Origin of the sequence: Microbacterium sp. MYb72, assembly GCF_002979415.1 — a bacterium.
Taxonomy (GTDB): domain Bacteria; phylum Actinomycetota; class Actinomycetes; order Actinomycetales; family Microbacteriaceae; genus Microbacterium; species Microbacterium natoriense.
Genome location: NZ_PCOT01000007.1, coordinates 95,317 through 114,054 on the forward strand (window position 1 = coordinate 95,317; position 18,738 = coordinate 114,054).

General features: G+C 68.6%; 18 protein-coding genes. 10 read left to right on the top strand and 8 right to left on the bottom strand.

Annotation, left to right across the window (positions count from 1 at the left end; genetic code table 11):
• Positions 1–33: 33 nt before the first annotated feature.
• The 7 genes from CQ047_RS05755 to CQ047_RS05785 all read left to right on the top strand — a co-directional run bounded on the left by CQ047_RS05755 (position 34) and on the right by CQ047_RS05785 (position 5,671).
• On the top strand, positions 34–2,202 hold the full coding sequence (locus tag CQ047_RS05755; protein WP_105673329.1) for an ATP-dependent DNA helicase RecG: 2,169 nt from the start codon (positions 34–36) through the stop codon (positions 2,200–2,202).
• Positions 2,203–2,221: 19 nt separating this feature from the next.
• Positions 2,222–2,719 (top strand): pantetheine-phosphate adenylyltransferase, encoded by a 498-nt coding sequence (gene coaD / locus CQ047_RS05760; protein ID WP_105673330.1) that lies wholly within the window; start codon positions 2,222–2,224, stop codon positions 2,717–2,719.
• Between the two features lie 105 nt (positions 2,720–2,824).
• Positions 2,825–3,319 (top strand): DUF177 domain-containing protein, encoded by a 495-nt coding sequence (locus tag CQ047_RS05765; protein WP_374197887.1) that lies wholly within the window; start codon positions 2,825–2,827, stop codon positions 3,317–3,319.
• A gap of 2 nt (positions 3,320–3,321) precedes the next feature.
• Positions 3,322–3,531 (top strand): 50S ribosomal protein L32, encoded by a 210-nt coding sequence (rpmF, locus tag CQ047_RS05770; protein WP_013586329.1) that lies wholly within the window; start codon positions 3,322–3,324, stop codon positions 3,529–3,531.
• A 16-nt stretch (positions 3,532–3,547) separates the two neighbouring features.
• Complete coding sequence (gene rnc / locus CQ047_RS05775) at positions 3,548–4,240, top strand: ribonuclease III (RefSeq protein WP_105673331.1); 693 nt, start codon at positions 3,548–3,550, stop codon at positions 4,238–4,240.
• Positions 4,233–5,096 (top strand): bifunctional DNA-formamidopyrimidine glycosylase/DNA-(apurinic or apyrimidinic site) lyase, encoded by an 864-nt coding sequence (mutM, locus tag CQ047_RS05780; RefSeq protein ID WP_105673332.1) that lies wholly within the window; start codon positions 4,233–4,235, stop codon positions 5,094–5,096. Before rnc ends, mutM begins: the two co-directional genes overlap by 8 nt.
• Before the next feature lie 53 nt (positions 5,097–5,149).
• On the top strand, positions 5,150–5,671 hold the full coding sequence (locus tag CQ047_RS05785) for a hypothetical protein (protein WP_105673333.1): 522 nt from the start codon (positions 5,150–5,152) through the stop codon (positions 5,669–5,671).
• A gap of 51 nt (positions 5,672–5,722) precedes the next feature.
• On the opposite strand, the gene CQ047_RS05790 is transcribed toward CQ047_RS05785, so the two are convergent.
• From CQ047_RS05790 to CQ047_RS05815, 6 genes are all read right to left on the bottom strand, one after another.
• Positions 5,723–6,661 carry a Dyp-type peroxidase gene (locus tag CQ047_RS05790; RefSeq protein WP_105673334.1) on the bottom strand — a complete coding sequence of 313 codons (939 nt, stop codon included), beginning with the start codon at positions 6,659–6,661 and terminating at the stop codon, positions 5,723–5,725.
• A gap of 40 nt (positions 6,662–6,701) precedes the next feature.
• Positions 6,702–8,024 carry an FtsX-like permease family protein gene (locus CQ047_RS05795; protein WP_105673335.1) on the bottom strand — a complete coding sequence of 441 codons (1,323 nt, stop codon included), beginning with the start codon at positions 8,022–8,024 and terminating at the stop codon, positions 6,702–6,704.
• The gene (locus tag CQ047_RS05800) at positions 8,021–8,716 is read right to left on the bottom strand and encodes an ABC transporter ATP-binding protein (protein WP_105673336.1); all 696 of its coding nucleotides are present in this window, start codon (positions 8,714–8,716) and stop codon (positions 8,021–8,023) included. The genes CQ047_RS05795 and CQ047_RS05800 overlap by 4 nt, the downstream gene beginning before the upstream one ends.
• Positions 8,717–8,794: 78 nt before the next feature.
• Positions 8,795–9,874 (bottom strand): GNAT family N-acetyltransferase, encoded by a 1,080-nt coding sequence (locus CQ047_RS05805; RefSeq protein WP_105673337.1) that lies wholly within the window; start codon positions 9,872–9,874, stop codon positions 8,795–8,797.
• Positions 9,871–10,956, bottom strand: coding sequence for a GNAT family N-acetyltransferase (locus CQ047_RS05810; protein ID WP_105673338.1), 1,086 nt, complete (start codon positions 10,954–10,956; stop codon positions 9,871–9,873). Before CQ047_RS05810 ends, CQ047_RS05805 begins: the two co-directional genes overlap by 4 nt.
• A 39-nt stretch (positions 10,957–10,995) precedes the next feature.
• A complete protein-coding gene (locus CQ047_RS05815; RefSeq protein WP_105673339.1) occupies positions 10,996–11,277 on the bottom strand; it encodes a hypothetical protein in 282 nt (93 codons plus the stop codon).
• Between the two features lie 537 nt (positions 11,278–11,814).
• Between CQ047_RS05815 and smc the strand changes: the two genes are divergently transcribed.
• From smc to CQ047_RS05830, 3 genes are all read left to right on the top strand, one after another.
• On the top strand, positions 11,815–15,360 hold the full coding sequence (smc, locus tag CQ047_RS05820; RefSeq protein ID WP_105673340.1) for a chromosome segregation protein SMC: 3,546 nt from the start codon (positions 11,815–11,817) through the stop codon (positions 15,358–15,360).
• Between the two features lie 178 nt (positions 15,361–15,538).
• Complete coding sequence (ftsY, locus tag CQ047_RS05825) at positions 15,539–16,411, top strand: signal recognition particle-docking protein FtsY (protein ID WP_105673341.1); 873 nt, start codon at positions 15,539–15,541, stop codon at positions 16,409–16,411.
• A 44-nt stretch (positions 16,412–16,455) separates the two neighbouring features.
• Positions 16,456–16,956 (top strand): DUF2004 domain-containing protein, encoded by a 501-nt coding sequence (locus CQ047_RS05830; protein ID WP_105673342.1) that lies wholly within the window; start codon positions 16,456–16,458, stop codon positions 16,954–16,956.
• Positions 16,957–17,015: 59 nt separating this feature from the next.
• On the opposite strand, the gene lipA is transcribed toward CQ047_RS05830, so the two are convergent.
• Together lipA and lipB are read right to left on the bottom strand one after the other, a co-directional pair.
• Positions 17,016–18,005: a lipoyl synthase gene (lipA, locus tag CQ047_RS05835; RefSeq protein WP_105673343.1), complete on the bottom strand. Its 990-nt coding sequence runs from the start codon at positions 18,003–18,005 to the stop codon at positions 17,016–17,018.
• A complete protein-coding gene (gene lipB / locus CQ047_RS05840) occupies positions 18,002–18,655 on the bottom strand; it encodes a lipoyl(octanoyl) transferase LipB (RefSeq protein WP_105673344.1) in 654 nt (217 codons plus the stop codon). Before lipB ends, lipA begins: the two co-directional genes overlap by 4 nt.
• Positions 18,656–18,738 lie beyond the last annotated feature (83 nt).

Here is an 18,738-nt window from a genome sequence, read left to right on the forward strand (position 1 = left end):
TCGGTGTCCGTCGGCGTCGATAGAGTCGTTGTCATGCCGCTCACTCTCGACTCGTCGCTGGACGAGGCGCTCGGGCCGACGCCCGCGAAGACGCTGAACCGCGCCTTCGGAATGCAGAGCGTCGGCGACCTGCTGTCGCACTACCCACGTCGCTACGCCGACCCAGGCGAGCTCACGCCCATCCGCGAGCTGCCGCTCGGGGAGACCGTCACGATCGTCGCCGAGGTCCTCTCGTCCAGCGCGCGGGCCATGCGCAACCGCAAGGGCGCCATGGTCGATGTGGTGATCGGCGACGGCATCGGCAAGATGTCCCTGACCTTCTTCGCGAAGAACCTCGGTGCGGCGAAGTGGCGTTCCGAGGAGCTCGCGGTCGGGAGACGCGGGGTCTTCTCCGGCAAGGTGGGCGAGTTCAACGGCGTCACGCAGTTCGCCCATCCGGAGTACGAGCTGTTCGACGACGAGGATGCGGCGCGTCGACGCGCCGACGCGCGAGCCGCCGTCCTCATCCCGATCTATCCCGCGACCGCGAGCCTGCAGACCTGGCAGATCGCGAAGTTCGTGGTCAGAGTCCTCGACGATCTCGGCGATGTCCCGGAGCCGCTGCCCGACGCCGTCCGCCGTCGAGAGGAGCTGCTCACCGCGAGAGAGGCCCTCGACCAGATCCATCGCCCGAAGACCCGGAACGACATCGATCCTGCGGTGCGGACGCTGCGCATGCACGAGGCGCTGACCCTTCAGACGGCACTGCTGCAGCAGCGCGATGCGGTGCGCGCGCTCGCGGCGACGACGCGCCCCGCGCGGCCCGGTGGGCTTCTCGAACGATTCGACGCGGCGCTCCCGTACACCCTCACCCCGGACCAGCAGACGGTCGGCGACCAGGTCGCGGAAGACCTCGTCGGCGCGTGGCCCATGAACCGCCTCGTGCAGGGCGAGGTCGGCTCGGGCAAGACGCTGGTCGCGCTCAGGGCGATGCTGCAGGTGGCGGAGTCCGGAGGCCAGGCCGCGCTGATCGCTCCGACGGAGGTTCTCGCAGGCCAGCATCTGCGGTCGATCGCGAAGATGCTCGGCCCCGAACTCGCGCCGCTCGTGATGCCGACGCTTCTGACCGGCCAGATGCCGGCCGCCGACCGGCGCAAGGCGGCGCTGCGCGTGGCGTCGGGTCAGGCGCTCATCGTCGTGGGAACCCATGCGCTGCTCGGTGAGAAGACGACCTTCGCCGATCTCGGCCTCGTCGTCGTCGACGAGCAGCATCGCTTCGGAGTCGAGCAGCGCGAGGCGCTGCGAGCGAAGGGATCGAGTCCGCACGCCCTCGTGCTGACGGCAACGCCGATCCCGCGGACCGTCGCCATGACGGTCTTCGGCGATCTCGACACATCCGTCATCCGGACGATGCCGGCCGGACGAGCGGGCATCCAATCGTTCGTGGCGCCGCTCGCAGAGCATCCGGGGTGGTTCAACCGCGTATGGGAGCGCGCGTCCGAGGAGATCGCCCAGGGGCGGCAGGTGTTCGCCGTGTGCGCGGCCATCGACACGACCAAGAAGACCGCCGAGGCCGGAGCGCTTCCCGCGCCCGAGGGCGCGAACGGTCCCCGTTGGGGCGTCGTGCAGCTCGACGAGGCCCTCGCCACGCATCCGACGCTGGGCGGCCTGCGACGTGCGGTGCTGCACGGGAAGATGCCCTCCGATGAGAAGGACGCCGTGATGCAGTCCTTCGCGAGGGGTGAGATCGACCTGCTCCTCGCGACCACGGTCATCGAGGTCGGCGTCGACGTGCCCAACGCCTCGACGATGATCGTGCTGGACGCCGATCGGTTCGGCGTCTCGCAGCTGCACCAGCTCCGGGGTCGCGTCGGACGTGGTGGCGTCCCCGGGCTGTGCCTGCTGGTGACGGAGGCGGAATCCGGTTCGGTCGCGCGCGAGAGGGTGGATGCCGTCGCCGCCACCCTCGACGGCTTCGCACTGGCTGAGGTCGACCTCGAACTCAGGGGAGAGGGCGATGTGCTCGGAGCGGCTCAGGCCGGCGTCCGCTCCTCGCTGAAGCTGCTGCGCGTGGTGAAGGACTCCGGCCTCATCGTGCGCGCGCGGGAACTCGCGGAGGCGATCCTCGAATCCGATCCCTCCCTCGACGCGCACCTGGGCCTGAGAGCGGCGATCGAGCGACGTGTGACCGACGAAGACCGTGCGGCGCTGGCGAAGAACTGACGTGCCTTAGGCTGGTGGCATGAGCAGCCGGATCGCCGTCGTCCCGGGTTCCTTCGATCCGCCGACCCTGGGTCACCTCGATGTGATCCGTCGTGCGGCGAAGCTGTACGACGAGCTGCACGTGCTGGTCGTGCACAATCCCGGCAAAGAGGCCATGCTGCCCATCGCCCAGCGTCTCGCGCTGCTGGAGCAGTCCATCGCCGAAGACGGCATGGGCGGCAACATCGTCATCGGCTCGTGGAGCATGGGCCTGCTCGTCGACTACGCGCGCGACGTGAACGCGGGGGTGCTCGTCAAGGGCATCCGATCTCAGATCGACGTCGCCTACGAATCACCCATGGCGATCGTGAACAGGCACCTGGCCGACATCGAGACGGTGTTCCTGCTGCCCGACCCCTCGCACGCGATGGTGTCCAGCTCCCTGGTCCGTCAGGTGGCGGGCCTCGGGGGAGATGTCACGCCGTTCGTGCCTCCGGCCGTCGCGGCCTTCCTCGACACCGGCGCACGCGGGATCTGAGTCGGCGATCACCCAGGTGAGAGCCGGTAACATGGCGGGGTGCGTCCCCGTCTGAATGGCCCCTTCATCCTCCCTGTCCGCGACATCGTCCGCCACCCGGGAGAGATGCGCGAGCACGCCTTCACCGTCCGTCTCGACGAGCAGTGGGGCGAGGGGATCGTCACCTATGCCGAGGGCTCTGAACTCGACCTCGATGTGCGTCTCGAGTCCGTCCACGAGGGCATTCTGGTGTCCGGAACGGCCGAAGGCGAGTACTCCGGAGTGTGCGGCCGATGCCTGATCGACATCGCACAGCCTGTCGAAGTCGAGTTCCAGGAGCTTTTCGCGTATCCTGGTCAGGAAGAAACTGACTTCGAGGTTCAAGACGACCACGTGGATCTTGAAACTCTGGTCAGGGATGCGGCCGTGTTGTCGCTTCCTTTTCAGCCGGTGTGTCAGCCGGATTGCCTGGGTCTCGACCCGAGAACGGGCGAGAGGCTGACCGTGAGCACCGGAACGGAGCAGGCCGCTCCCATCGATCCTCGATGGAGTGCGCTCCAGCAGATCACAGACCAAGACGGAACGGCAGAGAGCCGCGCCGCCGAGAAAGAAGAGAGCTAGTCATGGCTGGTAACCCCCCGAAGCGCAAGGTTTCCCGTTCGAACACCCGCTCGCGCCGCGCGCAGTGGAAGGCGGAGGCTCCTGCCCTCGTCAAGACGATCGAGAACGGCAAGGTCGTCTACAGCCGCCCCCACCAGGCGAAGGTCGTCACCGACTCGCAGGGCACCGAGCTCTTCCTCGAGTACAAGGGCCGCAAGGTCGCCGACGTCTGAGACGCTCATCACGTCGCTGACAGAGGCGCCCGACGGGGCACGGCCTCTTCCGGATAAGCTCCGCGTCGATATCGACGCGGAGCTTCTGGAGTTGGCCCTGACCCACCGTTCGTACGCGTACGAGCACGGCGGGATCCCTCACAACGAGCGCCTGGAGTTCCTCGGCGACTCGGTCCTCGGGCAGGCGGTGACCGTCATGCTCTTCACCACGAATCCCGACCTCGATGAGGGCGAGCTGGCGAAGCGCAGGGCGAGTGTCGTCTCGACCGTGGCACTGGCAGAGGTCGCCCGGGGCATCCGCCTCGGCGATCATCTCCTGCTGGGCCGCGGCGAGGAGCAGACCGGTGGACGCGACAAGGACTCGATCCTCGCCGACACGATGGAAGCCGTCATCGGCGCCACCTATCTGTCGGCTGGTCCCGATGCCGCCACGGAGCTGGTGCTCCGGCTGACCAAGCCTCTCCTCGCCGACCCCGAACGGTACGGCGCGGCGATGGACCCGAAGACGAGCCTGCAGGAGCTCGCCGCGCGCGTCGGTGCGACGCCGCCGCAGTACTCGATCGAGGCCAGCGGGCCTGATCACGACCGTCGGTTCACCGCGACCGTCGTCGTCGGGGACGTCAGCATGACGGGCAACGGCACCAGCAAGAAGACCGCGGAGATGGCGGCGGCGCTCAACGCCTGGCGCGTGCTCGACGAGCGTGCCTGAGCTGCCAGAGGTCGAGGTGGTGCGAGCGGGTCTCGCTCCCGCCGCCATCGGCTCGCAGATCACCGCGATCAGCGTCTTCGACGAGCGCGCACTGACCCGGCATCCCGCCGGAGCAGCGGACTTCGTCGGACGCCTTGAAGGACGTACCTTCACCGGAGCTGAGCGGCGTGGCAAGTTCCTCTGGCTACCGCTCGACACCGGCAGCGATGCTCTCATCGCGCACCTGGGCATGAGCGGACAGATGCTGCTCCGGGCGCCGGAGGCTCCGGCTGAGCGCCATGAGCGCATCCGCATCCATCTGGAGCATCCGACGCACGGCGAGCTGGCCGTCGTCTTCTCCGATCAGCGCACGTTCGGCTCGCTCGCGGTCGATCCGCTCGTCCTCGACGGCAGGACGTCGATCCCGTCCCAGGTCGTCCACATCGCTCGCGATCCGATCGATCCCGAGTTCGATGACGGTGCGTTCCGCGCGGCGCTCCGCACCCGCGGCAGCGCCATCAAACGCGTGCTGCTCGATCAGGGCGTGATCAGCGGCGTCGGCAACATCTACGCGGACGAGTCGCTGTGGGCGTCGCGCATCCACCCCGAGACACCGGCGAACGCGCTGTCGACGCAGGCCGTTCGGCGACTCCTCGCCGAGGTGCGCTCGGTGCTCGCGAAGGCGCTGGCAGAGGGCGGCACCAGCTTCGATGCGCAGTACGTGAACGTCAACGGACAGGCCGGTTATTTTGCGCACTCGCTCAACGCCTACGGGCAGCAGGGCACGCCGTGCCATCGATGCGGAACACCCATCGTGCGCGAGAGCTTCATGAACCGAGGATCGCACTTCTGCCCGAGGTGCCAGCGGCGACGCTGAACGGCGGGCCTGCTGCGCAGTGAGCGGTTCGGCGTCCGGTGTAGCTTGATGGCATGCCTGCCTCTCTCGACCGAGTCCTCTTCGATCACGATGACGCGCCGGCGCCCGACGTGTTCCTGATCGCTCATGACGACTATCACGCACGGTACGTCGGCAGGACCGCGGACGGTCAGCAGTTCTTCATCACCACGCCCTTCACGAGTGCCGTGACGTCCGGAGCGAGCGCCGAGTTCGTCGCGCGGTACCTGTTCGACGGCGAGGGCGATCTCATGGACGCGCAGATCGTGGCACTCGGACCTCGGCCGGAGGACTCGGCGCTCCCGGGCAATCCGGCGGACTTCACGGAGCAGTCCGATGCCCTTGCCGCCCTGCTGGCGCAGCTCGGTCCCGTGACCTTCGACGACATCACGATCGCCCCGTTCAGCATCGTGGCGCACGGACACGTGTTCGGGATGGTCTTGAACGGCCCCGACGCCGACGATCCGGACGAGGAATGGTACTGGAACGTCACGGTCGAGCCGGGGGACTACATGGCGTTCTACGCCCCTTGGGATTCGGGCGAGTACGATACGTAAGACTCGATCGGCGCCATCGGTCGCGGCTCAGGCCGGGCGACGATGGCGGAGTCAGCCGAGCGAGGCCAGGAACGTCGCAGAGGGCGCGAAGAACGTCGTCCCCGTGCGCGCGGTCGAGAAGTCGAGGATGCGGTCATGCAGGCCCGGCGGATCGCCGATGAACATGCGCTCGATCATCTTCTCCGTGACCCAGAGATGGCGTGAGTAGCCGATGAAGTAGGTGCCGAACTCGCCGGCGCCGGGCCGCCCGAACGGCATGTTGTCGCGGAGGATGTCGTGCTCGCCCGTCTCATCGACGATCGTGGCGAGCGACTTGTGCGCCTGCTGGGTGCCCGACGCGGCATCGTCGAGTTCGACGTTGTCGGCCTTGCGCCGCCCGATGATCGCCTCCTGCTGCTCTGTCGACAGACTCTGCCACGCACCGAGGTCGTGCAGGTACTTCTGCACCACGACGTAGCTGCCGCCGGCGAACGCCGAGTCCTCCGCCCCGACCAGGGTGGCCTCAGGCAGATCGGGACCGACGGGATTGGCCGTCCCGTCGACGAAGCCGAGCAGATCGCGCGCGTCGAAGTAGCGGAACCCCCAGGTCTCGTCGTCGACGTGCGCGGCGTCGCCGAGCTGCTCCAGGATCAGCCGTTCGAGTTCGAAGCAGAGATCCTGCCTCTCAGCACGGATGTGGAACAGCAGATCCCCCGGAGTGGAGACCGCCGTGTGCACCTGCCCCTGCACTTCGGGGAACGCGTGCAGTTCCGACGGCAGCGGGTGTGAGGTGAGCCGTTCCCACACCCGCGCGCCGATCCCGACGGTGCAGGAGAGGCGCGCGCCGAGGTCTCGGAAGCCGACGGTCTTCACGAGGTCCTCGATGCCGGAGACGACCTCCCGCGCGGCATCCGTCCCGGTGTCCGCGAGGGTGACCACCAGGAAGATCGCCGTCCTCGTCAGCGGCGCATCGACCTGCTGCGGGGCAATGGGCACACGGCGTTCCGACACTCTCGTCTCCTCACGGTCAGCGAGCAGACTAGCAGGCGACTCAGGCCGCCTGGAACGAGCGGGCGAGGAGCGGTCGCGTCGCCAGTGCACCCACCCAGACCACCCCGATGCCGACAGCGACGACGAGCGCGATGGTGAGCAGGGACTCCGGGGCGATGATCATGGCGATCCCCAGAAGGGGGAACACGAGGAGCCCGGCGCAGAGCGCGGAGCCGATGGACGTGATGAGCAGCGGCGACATGATCGCCCGCCGACGGGCTCGGTCGACCGTCGCCATGGGCACACCGAGATAGTGCAGGCTGCGGTGCAGCTCGCGCTCGTCGAGGATCGACGAGGCCTGGTTCACTCCGACGGATGCCGCGACCATGAGGAACGAGGCGACGAGCGTGATGATCAGTCCGGTGCGCATGTCGCGCGCGATCGCGATGTCTCCGCTCTCGGCGCCCGCGGAACTCATCACGTTCATGAGCGAGACTCCGGTTCCGGCGAACACGGCCATGAAGCTCGCCATCGCGATGCCGCTCACCTGGCGCCATGCGGACTTGGGGGAGTCGAGCACGATCCGTGCGGCGAGCAGTCTCTCGGGCACCTCGGCTCGGCGCAGCTGACGGGACGCCGACACCTTGAGCACCCACGGTCCCACGAGGTTGAGGACCGCGAGAGCGGCGCCGAAGAGAGCGGCGAGCACGACGATGGTCGTCACGAGACCGGCGATCTGCGGAACGAGCTTGATGAGGAGGAAGGCGATCGCGATCACGGAGGCGCCGAGCACGAAGCGGATCCAGTGCACACCGGATGCCGTGGCCCGCATCCGCACTCCCAGCGGCGAGATCACGACTCGACGCAGACCGATCGCAGCGCTGGCGGCCGCGACGAGCAGCACCCCGGCGATGACGGCGAGGACGTGCAGGGGCGGGAGCAGGACCGCGCCGAGCCCGAGCGCCTGACCCCGGAACGGGATCAGGGCGATGAGCGGACTGATGGCGAGATGACCGAGCACCCCGACGAGCGCACCGGTACCGGCCAGGAGCACGGACTCGAACACCGTGGCGACCCCGACGCCGAGCGGGGTGACGCCCAGCAGACGCAGAGTCGACAGGCGCTCGTCGCGGCGTCGAGCCGACAGCCGCGCGGCGGCGCCGCCCAGACTCATGAGGGGGACGATGAGAAGCGCGAGGGCGATCGCCGCGAGCGCCTGATAGAGGGGCGCGAACTCGTCGGTCCAGGACCAGAACGACTGAGCGCCGCCGACGACCGTGAGCACGAGCGTCGTCACCACGCCGAACGCGACGACGGGGAGCATCAGCACTCCCGCCTGCCCGGGGGAGGGGCGCAGCAGCAGCGCGAGGACGCGCGGGTTCATGCCGTCACCGCCGAGGAGACGATCAGGCCGTCGCGGACCGCGATCGTCCGCGAGCAGCGGGATGCGACCTCCGCATCGTGGGTGACGACCACGAGCGTGCGGCCCTGACCGGTGGTCGACCACAGCAGCGCGTCCATGACCTCGTGCGAGGTGCGCGAATCGAGGGCGCCCGTCGGTTCGTCGGCGAACACGAGCTCGGCGCCGGTCGCCTGGGCGCGCGCGATGGCCACGCGCTGCGCCTGACCTCCGGACAGCTCGCCGATGCGGCGGTCCTCCATGCCGGCGAGTCCGAGGGCGGACAGCCAGGATGCCGCATGCTGCACGGCATCCGCTCGCTTGGTCCCGTTGATCATGGAGGCGAGTGCGACGTTCTCGACAGCGGTGAGCTCGGGGATGAGGAGACCCTGCTGGAAGACGAAACCGAGACGCTCCCTCCGCAGCCGCGAGCGCGCGGACTCGCCGAGTCCGGTGAGGAGGATGGCGTCGCCGACCGCGGGTCGGAAGGTCACAGAGCCGCTGTCGGGGGTGACGATCCCCGCGAGCACGTGCAGGAGGGTCGTCTTGCCCGACCCCGACGCGCCCATGATCGCGACGGACTCGCCGCGGTTGATCGCCAGGTCCATTCCGGCGAGGGCACGGGTCGTGCCGTAGGTCTTGGTGAGGGCGTGAGCTTCGAGGACGGAGGAGTTCATGCTTCCCAGCCTCTCGTCACGCCCTCACCGCCGTCATCGGCCAGAGGAGTGATCCGGCTACATCGGACGGATGATGTCTCAGATCCTCTTCTGCCACGCGCCGGCGTACGAGACCGGGACGAAACCGATGGCCTCGTTGATGTCGAGCATCGGCCGGTTCTCCTCGGCGTTGAAGGTCGAGACCACCGTCGCCGCGGGGACGAGGTCGCGCCACCGCAGCAGGTTGGCGCACTTCACGATCGTCCCGAGCCTGTGACCGCGGTGCTCCTTCGCGACGAGGGTGCCGAACTGATGGGTGACCCCTGCGCGCTCCTTCGCGATGACCAGCTCGTTGTAGGCCACGAGCGCGCCGGTCGGCGCATGCTGCACCGCGGCGACGGAGACCAGCTGACCCCCGTCGAGCAGCCGCGACTCTCGGCGGATCACGCGCTCGGCGTCCCAGTGCTCGGCCACGAACTCCATGTCACCGCTCGGAGCATCCGTCGACAGCCGGGCGAGGATGGAGGCGTACCCCTCTCGCAGTTCGGCAGGGGTGGGCAGGTTCCAGGAGATGACGCGGTAGTCGTCCCCCGCGAAGGCCTCGGCATCCGCCAGCGCCTGCCGGATGCCGGTGTCGTCGGCATGCAGATCGAGCTCGCTGTTGCGCTCCACCTGCTCGAGGCCGTATCCCGCGCCGGCGAAGAGAACGGCCAGGGGAGTGGCCGGAATGCGGCCCCACCCCGTGCCGGGCGTCAGCATGCGCTCCGCGTCGATCGGACGGTGCAGGGTCCACGTCTGCAGGATGCTGCGTCCGCGCGACCGGGACTCCTCCTCGGCGCGTGCGAGGAGCGCCTCCTCGACGCCGCGGCCCCAGTGCTCCTCCGCGACGAGCAGGTCGATCTCGGCCGTCTGCGCACCGTCCTCCTGCGCGAACGCGACCGAGATCATGCCGAGGATCTCTCCGTCGACACGAGCCACGAAACCCACCTCCTGGGTGTCCGTGTCGTCCAGCCAAGAGGGCAGCAGCTCCTCGGCGGAGGGGGAGAGATCGGGCAGTCCGACGGCCTCATCGCAGATGCGGCGGTTCAGGGCGGCGAACGCGAGGAAGTCGCCGGCGTCGTCATCGCTCAGGGTTCGTGGCACCACGAGCGGAGAGATCGTGATGGTCGGGGTGGTCATGAGAGGTCCTTCCTCCAGGCGCCTTCGTAGGCGATCGGGGTGAAGCCGAGGGCTTCGTTTATGGAGAGCATCGGCCGGTTCTCCTCGGCGTTCCAGGTGATCACGCGGGGACTGTCGGGTCGGAGATCCCTCCAGTCGAGCAGCCCGGCCGTCTTGACGAGCATCCCGAGTCGATGCCCGCGGTGCGCAGAACGCACCAGGGTGTCGGCCTGGTGGGTCGTGAGACCCAGCTCCCCGCCGATCGACAGCTCGTTGAAGGCGCAGAGCTCACCCGTCTCCGCGTGCTGGGCGGCGGTGACGAGCACCGTCTCCCCGCGCTGGAGGTAGCGGTCGTCGTGACGAGCGACACGCTCGGCGTCCCACTCCTCTTCCGGCATGTCGAGGTCGGCGTCAGGGGCGTCCGTCGACATGGCCTGCTTCAGGCGGGCGTACCCGTCGACGAACTCTGCGGGAGTGGGCAGCTGCCAGCTCACGATGCGGTATCCCTGCGCGTGCGCAGCGGCCTCCGCGTGCAGAGTGCGGAGCCGGTCGGCGTCGCCACTCAGCTCGAAGGCGCTGACGCGTTCGACCTGCTCCAGCGCGAATCCGTGGCGGAGCAGGAAACGAGCGCCGTGGTCCTTCGGGATGCTCCCGAAGCCGGTGGGCGAGTCCAGCCGGGACTCGTCGGCGTCGGTGTGCTCGATCCAGACCAGCAGCCGCGCGACTCCTGCGATCGCGGCCTGCTGCTCGATGAAGCGCAGCGCCGCAGTGCCGATGCCTCTGCTCCATACAGACCGGAGCAGGTTGATCGTGAAGAAGGCCGCGCGGCCGCCGTCGTCCGCGATGATGTTCAGGACGGCGAGGCCGACGGCCTCCTCGCCGATGCGGATCAGCCACTGCCGGCGCTCCAGGTCGGCGTCCGACCGGAGGAGTGCCAGCAGGGCAGCCGGCGCGAGGTGATCGTCGTCTCGGCCCGTGGTCTCGGTCAGCGAGGCGTTCCGCACTCGCGCGTACTCGATGAGGTCGGCCGCGTCCGCTGCATCCGCCCGTGCGGGGAGCACGAGCGGATGCAGCGTGGCGGTGTCGGTGAGCGGGATGCTCATGTGTGTTCTCCTGTCGGCGCAGCTCTCGCTGCGCGTTGGTCAGCGCATCTGCCGTTGCAGCTCGTACATGAGCAGGGCGTGGGTCTCGGCGGCAGAACGTTCCCGCCGCTCGATGAAGAAGCCGTCGTCGGGAGCGAGCGCGAGTGCGCGCGGTGCCCGACGAGGCCGCTGCGCCCGTTGGAGCAGCCACAGACCGATCCTCAGGGACAGCCGATCGGCGAGCGCCAGGCGCCGCTGATCGTGGGGTGCGGGGATCTGCAGGACCAGCTGGTCCTCGGTATCCGGCGGGTGGGTGGTGCTGGCGTACAGCGTGGTATTCACGGTGATTCCTTCGATGAATGATGGTGATGGGGTGCGGAGACGCCACCGACGACGACCGGAGCCGTTCGGCGGGAGCGGTGGGTGCGGTGGAGGTCCGCCGACGGATGCCGCTGAGAAGAGCGGGAGCCGGAACGGCGGTGGCCGTGATCTGCGAGGAGATCAGAGGACGGGGCGCGGAGAGACCACGAAGAGAGAACCCACCTGTGGCGGGCGAAACTCAGAGTGCGGTTCTACGAGAGCGCGCTGCGACGGTCGCCGAAAGCGGTCACCGAGAACGCAGAACGCGGCGCGGCATAAACACGCGCGGCGAGGCCAGTGGCCTGTGCGTTGAGCTGAATCATCATCGGTAACCTCCTTTTCGTGTTGCGATCCGGTGGTTACCGTAGCGAACGTTCGGATCGGGAGTCAAGCACCGGGCGTGTCGCACGGCGTGTCGCGAGGCGATCGGGTTCGGTCGCGTTCCGCGCGGTATCCCCGCCGACGCCCGTGATTCCGGTAGCGTATGGGCGTGATTCTCCCCGACCGAGTGGCCTCCGCATGCATCTGAAGAGCCTGACGCTCAAGGGGTTCAAATCGTTCGCGCAGCCGACGAGCTTCGTCTTCGAACCCGGGGTCACCTGCATCGTGGGGCCGAACGGATCCGGCAAGTCGAACGTCGTGGACGCGCTCGCCTGGGTCATGGGCGAACAGGGGGCCAAGACGCTCCGCGGCGGCAAGATGGAGGACGTCATCTTCGCCGGGACCTCGACGAGAGGACCCCTGGGGCGCGCCGAGGTCCAGCTCACGATCGACAACGCCGACGGAGCCCTCCCGATCGACTACGCCGAGGTGACGATCAGCCGCACGCTGTTCCGCAACGGATCCAGCGAGTACGCGATCAACGGGGAGAACTGCCGGCTTCTCGACGTGCAGGAGCTGCTCAGCGACTCCGGTCTCGGCCGTGAGATGCACGTCATCGTCGGTCAGGGGCGCCTCGACACCGTTCTCCAGGCTTCGCCCGAAGACCGTCGTGGCTTCATCGAGGAGGCCGCCGGCATCCTGAAGCATCGACGGCGCAAGGAGAAGACCCTGCGTAAGCTCGACGCGATGGAGGCGAATCTCACGCGCCTCAGCGACCTGGCCGGTGAGATCCGCAGACAACTCAAGCCCCTGGGACGCCAGGCCGAGATCGCCCGCGAGGCGCAGACGATCGCTGCCGTCGTGCGCGATGCGAAGGCCCGCATCTTCGCCGACGACGTCGTCGCGCTCCGCGCGGCTCTCGCGGATCACACGCGCACCGAGCACGAACGCCACACCGAGCGCCTGGTGCTCTCCGACCAGGCGGAGGCGGTGCGCGCGGGGATCACCCGCCTCGAGCAGGATCAGAACTCCGTCGCGGTTGACAGGGCGCGCGGGATCGCCTTCGGCCTGGAGCAGGTGCAGGAGCGGATGCGCGGGCTCTACACGCTCGCGAATCAGCGCCTCGCGCTCCTCGGATCGGAGGAGGACGACGCCGCGGTGACCGCGGTGACCGTCACACAGGCGACCATCGACGAGGCGAAGGACGAGATCACCGAGATCTCCGCCGGTCTGGGCGACGCGCAGGATGCGGCCACGGTCGCGAGCAGAGAGGTCGTGCACGCTCGCGCAGAGCTGGACACCCTGGACGTCGACATCGCCGAGCAGAGCGCGCTCGTCTCCGAGTACGACATGCGTCTGACCGCGCTTCGAGGAGCAGCAGAGGCCGCCGCATCCACTCTCGCCGCCGTCCGCGGCGCTGTGCTCCGTCAGGAGAACGCGCTGGAGGCGGCCGAGGCGCGTCGCCGGGAAGCGGCGGAGGCTCTGGAGTCGATCGATGACGCCGAGGCGCCGGATGGCACGGCCGCCGAGCACGCAGCCGCATACGATGCGGCACAGAAGGCGGCGACGGCCGCCGAGGCCGAACGGGAGGCCCTGCGCGAGCGGCTGCACGCGGCCGAGCGCGAGGTGGATTCGCTGACGGCCAAAGCGGCGGCCCTCGGCAGCGCACTGTCTCTGTCCGGCGGGGCCGCGGAGATCGTCAGGACGGGAGGCGCGGGCATCCGCGGACTCGTGGGCGACTCGGTGCAGGTCCGCTCGGGTTTCGAGGCGGCCGTCGCCGCCGTGCTCGGTCCCCTCGTGGAGGGCGTGCTCGTGGACACGCCCGCCGATGCGTTCACGCTCGCGGCGGACGCGGCCGAGCAGCGCAGGGGAGTCGTGGACTTCGTCGTCGCCGAGGCGCCGCGTCCGTCGGCGTTGTTGCCTTCGATGCCCGGGGTGACCCCCGCGATCGACACCGTCACCGCGCCAGAGGGAGTCCTCGGCATCCTTTCGCATGTCCTGATCGCCGACGACCTCGATGCCGCACGCGCGGCTCGGTCGGCCCTGGATGCGACGGGCGACACCACGACCACGATCGTCACGCTGGGTGGAGACGTCGTCACCGCCCAGACCCTGCGCACCGGTTCGGGCGGGGAGCGTTCGCGCATCGAGCTCGCCGCCGAGCGCGACGCCGCCACGGAGCGGCTCGCCGAGGTGCAGGTGATCGTCGACTCGCTCCGTGAGGCCCGCGAGGAGGCGAACGACCTCATGGAGACGACTCGCCGTCAGGCGAAGGACGCGTTGCGCGCGCTGCGCGAGCACGACGCCGCACTGGCGAGCCATGCGGAGCAGGTCAACCGGATCACGGTGCGACACGAGTCCGCGGTCGCGGAGTGCGAGCGGCTGAAGTCAGGACTCGACCAGGCGCAGGCCGCCGTCGCCGAGGCCGAGGCGAAGGCCGACGCCGCGAAAGCGGAGCTGGAGAAGGCCGTCGACGCACCTCGCCCGGTCCTCGACGCCTCTGCCAGAGACGGCCTTCTCGAGGCGCTCGAGCTCGCCCGTGAGGGGGAGGTGCGGGCACGCCTCGACATCGAGACCCTGCGGGAGCGCGTGCGAGCGGGCCAAGCACGCGTCGCGTCGCTGGAACGGCAGCGCGAACAGGAACGGGATGCTGCGGCGGAGGCGGCGCGCAGGGCTGTCGTGCGGCGTGCCCAGCGCGAGTCGGCGTCCGGGGTGGCGCAGGAGCTTCCTCGCATCCTCGATTCCCTCGACCGCTCGGTGACCGAGGCCCGTGTCGCCCTGGCGGAGGCGGAGGCCGCTCGCTCCGCGCAGAACGAGGAGCTCACCGCGCTGCGCACCCAGGAGAACTCGCTCCGCGAGCGTCTCGCCGGCCTCACCGAGAGCGTCCACGGGCTCGAGCTGCAGATCCACGAGAAGAAGCTGCACCTGAACAGCCTTCTCGAGCGCGTCTCGTCGGAACTCGCACTAGACGAAGATATTCTCATTGCGGAATATGGGCCTGATCAGCTTGTTCCGCGTGATCCTGGCGTGGAGCCACCCGAGGGTGACGGCGTAGACGACACCGCGATCCCCTTCGATCGCCGCATCCAGCAGCGTCGACTGGCGGATGCCGAGCGCAAGCTCGCGCAGCTCGGACGAGTCAATCCGCTCGCGCTGGAGGAGTTCGCCGCGCTGGAGCAGAGGCATGCGTTCCTCACCGAGCAGCTCGCCGATCTCACGCAGACCCGACAGGATCTGCTGACGATCATCGCCGACCTCGACGAGCGCATGCAGACGATCTTCGCGAGCGCATTCGACGACACGAAGACGGCGTTCGGCGAGGTCTTCCCGCTGCTGTTCCCCGGCGGAACGGGGAGCATCTCGCTCACCGATCCCGACAACATGCTCACGACGGGCATCGAGGTCTCTGTGCGCCCCGTGGGGAAGAAGATCGAACGCCTGTCTCTGCTGTCCGGCGGGGAGCGCTCGCTCGCGGCGGTGGCGCTGCTGGTCGCGATCTTCAAGGCGCGGCCCAGCCCCTTCTACATCCTCGACGAGGTCGAGGCTGCGCTCGATGACGCCAACCTCGGCCGGCTTCTGACCGTGTTCGAGCAGCTGCGCGAGAGCTCTCAGCTCTTGGTGATCACCCACCAGAAGCGCACGATGGAGATCGCCGACGCCCTCTACGGCGTCTCGATGCGCCAGGACGGCGTCTCGGCCGTCGTCGGACAGCGTGTGGGCGATCGGGCGGCCGCGGCGAGCTGATACCACCGTCGCCGGTCGGGAAACCCGGACCGTTCCGTTTCGACACGGTGAGTCGAGGCGCGACACGCCGCCCGGCATCCGTCTCGTCCTGGGTTTCCCGACGTCAGCGTGGCAGGGAGGCCTCGACCGGAGCGGCTGCTCGCGGATCATTCCCGCATGCTACCCGTAGGCTGGAGGCATGGCGGAGAAGTCCTGGTCCCTCGGTCGCGCACTGCGCGGCATGTTCGTCAAGCCCACGATCGACGAGACGACGTGGGAGGACCTCGAGACGGCGCTGATCACGGCTGACTTCGGCCCCGACATCAGCGAGCGGGTCGTCGAGGAGCTGCGCGAGAAGGTGGAGCGCTACCGGACCACCGATCCCAAGGATCTCCAGCGGATGCTCCGCGAGACCCTCGAAGAGCACTTCGCGAAGTTCGACACCACCCTCAAGCTCACGGAACGCCCCGCGGTGGTGCTCGTCGTCGGCGTCAACGGCGTCGGCAAGACCACCACCATCGGCAAGTTCACGAAGTTCCTCCGCGGATATCAGCGCAGCGTCGTCGTGGGCGCGGCCGACACGTTCCGTGCGGCCGCGGTCGACCAGCTCGCGACCTGGGCGCAGCGCGGGGGAGCGGCGATCGTCCGCCCGCAGCAGGAGGGGCAGGACCCGGCATCCGTCGCCTTCCAGACGATCGAGTTCGCGCAGCGCGAAGGCATCGAGATCGCGATCATCGACACCGCGGGTCGACTGCACACCAAGGGCGGGCTGATGGACGAGCTGTCCAAGATCCGCCGCGTGATCGAGAAGCAGGCTCCCATCAGCGAGGTTCTCCTCGTTCTCGACGCGACGACCGGCCAGAACGGCGTGATGCAGGCCGAGGCCTTCCTCGAGCACGCCGGGGTCACCGGACTCGTGCTCACCAAGCTCGACGGCTCGGCCAAGGGCGGCTTCGTCCTCGCCGTTCAGGAGCGCACCGGCATCCCGGTCAAGCTCCTCGGACAGGGCGAGGGGATCGACGATCTCACCGGTTTCACCCCCCACGTGTTCGTGCAGTCCCTTGTCGGTTGAGAGCGGGACTACCGCCGCGAGCACGAGGCTGGTTTCATAGCGGTATGGCGATCGAACACGACTACTTCGGACTGCTCTCCTCCGGTCCCGACGGCTCGATCTTCTGGTCGGAGACGGTGGAGCTCGGCGACCAGAGCGTCACCGTGGATCTGACGGCGCCCGACCAGGACGACGTCTCCGCCGACGCGCTCGACATCGCCGCATCCCTCATCTCCGGACTGGAGAATGTCGACGCCACCGCTCGGCGCGGGATGCTTTCGGAGGTGGACGATCGCACGAGCGAGGTGACCGAGTACATCCTGCAGCAGCAGGAGGCCTACGGAGAGGAACTCGAGGAGGTCCTCGTCGACGTGAGCGGCGATGCCGCGGTCGACATCATCCGCTCCCTGCGCCTCATGAGCATGACGATCCTCGCCGACGAGCACGGGGGCTCCGAGCCCTTCGCCGTCCTCGAGTACGCTCTCGACGCCGATTCCACCGATGACGTGCTGCTCGTGAACCTCGGTTCCGACGGCAGCGTGCAGTCGGTCATGAGCGCCGACTGAGGTCGGAGACGCATTCCCGCGCCGCCCCGCCGGAGCGAGGCGACGCGAGACGAGGCCGGTCAGACGGCCTGAGCGAATCCCAGGTCGGCGCTCTCCGCGATGTGCGCCAGGTGCGGAGGGATCTCGCGCCCCTTCGAGACCATCGACTGCGCCCACAGCCGCCCGGCGCGGTAGGACGAGCGCACGAGGGGACCGGCGAGGACGCCGAGGAAGCCGATCCGCTCCGCTTCCTCCTTGAACGCGACGAACTCGTCAGGCTTGACCCAGCGGGCCACGGGGAGGTGGCGGGGTGAGGGCCGGAGGTATTGAGTGATCGTGATGATGTCGCACCCGGCGTCGTGCAGATCGTTCAGCGCCTGCACGACCTCCTCCGGCTCCTCGCCCATGCCGAGGATGAGGTTCGACTTCGTGATGAGGCCGGCGTCCCGAGCCTGCGTGATCACGTCGAGCGAGCGCTCATAGCGGAAAGCGGGGCGGATGCGCTTGAAGATGCGCGGGACGGTCTCGACGTTGTGCGCGAAGACCTCGGGGCGGGCTTCGAAGACCTCGCCGAGCAGCGTAGGGTCGCCGTTGAAGTCCGTGGCGAGGAGCTCGACGCCGGTGTTCGGGTTCATCGCGTGGATCTGCCGAATGGTCTCGGCGTTGAGCCAGGCACCGCCGTCGGGCAGGTCGTCACGGGCGACGCAGGTGACGGTGGCGTAGCGGAGGTTCATCCGGACGATGCTCTCGGCGACGCGACGCGGTTCGTCGGTGTCGTAGTCGGCGGGTTTGCCCGTGTCGATCTGGCAGAAGTCGCAGCGGCGCGTGCACTGCGACCCCCCGATCAGGAACGTCGCCTCGCGGTCTTCCCAGCATTCGTAGATGTTGGGGCACCCGGCCTCCTGGCACACCGTGTGCAGGTCCTCGCTCTTCACGAGCGAGTGCAGGGCGGTGTACTCCGGTCCCATCTTCGCCTTGGTCTTGATCCAGGCGGGCTTGCGCTCGATGGGGGTCTCGGCGTTGCGGATCTCCAGGCGGAGGAGTTTGCGGCCTTCCGGGGCGGCGGTCATGCGGGTGCTCCTGCGTACTCGGCGGATGCGTACTCGTCGGTGAAGGCGGCGATCACGCCGCCGATGATGTCGGACGGCGAGATGTCGGCGCCGACGACCTCGCTGACGGTGGTGACACCGGCATCCGTGATCCCGCAGGGGATGATGCCGCGGAATCCGGAGAGGGTGTTGTCGCAGTTGACGGCGAAGCCGTGCATGGTCACGCCCTGCTGGACGCGGACGCCGATCGCCGCGACTTTGTCTTCGGAGAGGGGGCGGCGCACCCAGACGCCGCTGCGTCCATCGACCTGGTAGCCGTCGACGCCGAGCGGGCGGAGCACCTCGATCAGGATGCGCTCCAGTCGACGGACGTGCGCCACGACGTCCATGGGCTCGGGGAGGCGAACGATCGGATAGCCGACCAGCTGCCCCGGCCCGTGCCAGGTGATCTTGCCGCCGCGATCGACGTCGACGACGGGCGTGCCGTCCTGCGGGCGCTCGTGCGCCTCGGTGCGCTTCCCCGCGGTGTACACGGCCTCGTGCTCGAGGAGGATCAGCGTGTCGGTGCGGACTCCCGCGACGACATCCGCATGGATGCGGCGCTGCAGATCCCAGCCGTCGGTGTAGGGGACGAAATCCGGGGCGAGCCCCGCGGTGAGGACGTCGAGCATGCTCGTGCCACCTTCGCTCTATTAGTTGGATGCGGTCTAACAATACTCCGAGGTGGAGGCTTTCGCTCCTCCGTGCGCCGCGC

What these genes read in the sequence shown, in the direction of transcription:
- coaD (WP_105673330.1), top strand. Translation starts at nt 2,222, where the DNA reads ATGAGCAGCCGGATCGCCGTCGTCCCGGGTTCCTTCGATCCGCCGACC.
- CQ047_RS05755 (WP_105673329.1), top strand. Translation starts at nt 34, where the DNA reads ATGCCGCTCACTCTCGACTCGTCGCTGGACGAGGCGCTCGGGCCGACG.
- lipA (WP_105673343.1), bottom strand. Translation starts at nt 18,005, where the DNA reads ATGACCGCCGCCCCGGAAGGCCGCAAACTCCTCCGCCTGGAGATCCGC.
- CQ047_RS05785 (WP_105673333.1), top strand. Translation starts at nt 5,150, where the DNA reads ATGCCTGCCTCTCTCGACCGAGTCCTCTTCGATCACGATGACGCGCCG.
- lipB (WP_105673344.1), bottom strand. Translation starts at nt 18,655, where the DNA reads ATGCTCGACGTCCTCACCGCGGGGCTCGCCCCGGATTTCGTCCCCTAC.
- CQ047_RS05765 (WP_374197887.1), top strand. Translation starts at nt 2,825, where the DNA reads ATGCGCGAGCACGCCTTCACCGTCCGTCTCGACGAGCAGTGGGGCGAG.
- CQ047_RS05805 (WP_105673337.1), bottom strand. Translation starts at nt 9,874, where the DNA reads ATGACCACCCCGACCATCACGATCTCTCCGCTCGTGGTGCCACGAACC.
- CQ047_RS05830 (WP_105673342.1), top strand. Translation starts at nt 16,456, where the DNA reads ATGGCGATCGAACACGACTACTTCGGACTGCTCTCCTCCGGTCCCGAC.
- CQ047_RS05810 (WP_105673338.1), bottom strand. Translation starts at nt 10,956, where the DNA reads ATGAGCATCCCGCTCACCGACACCGCCACGCTGCATCCGCTCGTGCTC.
- rpmF (WP_013586329.1), top strand. Translation starts at nt 3,322, where the DNA reads ATGGCTGGTAACCCCCCGAAGCGCAAGGTTTCCCGTTCGAACACCCGC.
- CQ047_RS05800 (WP_105673336.1), bottom strand. Translation starts at nt 8,716, where the DNA reads ATGAACTCCTCCGTCCTCGAAGCTCACGCCCTCACCAAGACCTACGGC.
- ftsY (WP_105673341.1), top strand. Translation starts at nt 15,539, where the DNA reads ATGGCGGAGAAGTCCTGGTCCCTCGGTCGCGCACTGCGCGGCATGTTC.
- smc (WP_105673340.1), top strand. Translation starts at nt 11,815, where the DNA reads ATGCATCTGAAGAGCCTGACGCTCAAGGGGTTCAAATCGTTCGCGCAG.
- CQ047_RS05795 (WP_105673335.1), bottom strand. Translation starts at nt 8,024, where the DNA reads ATGAACCCGCGCGTCCTCGCGCTGCTGCTGCGCCCCTCCCCCGGGCAG.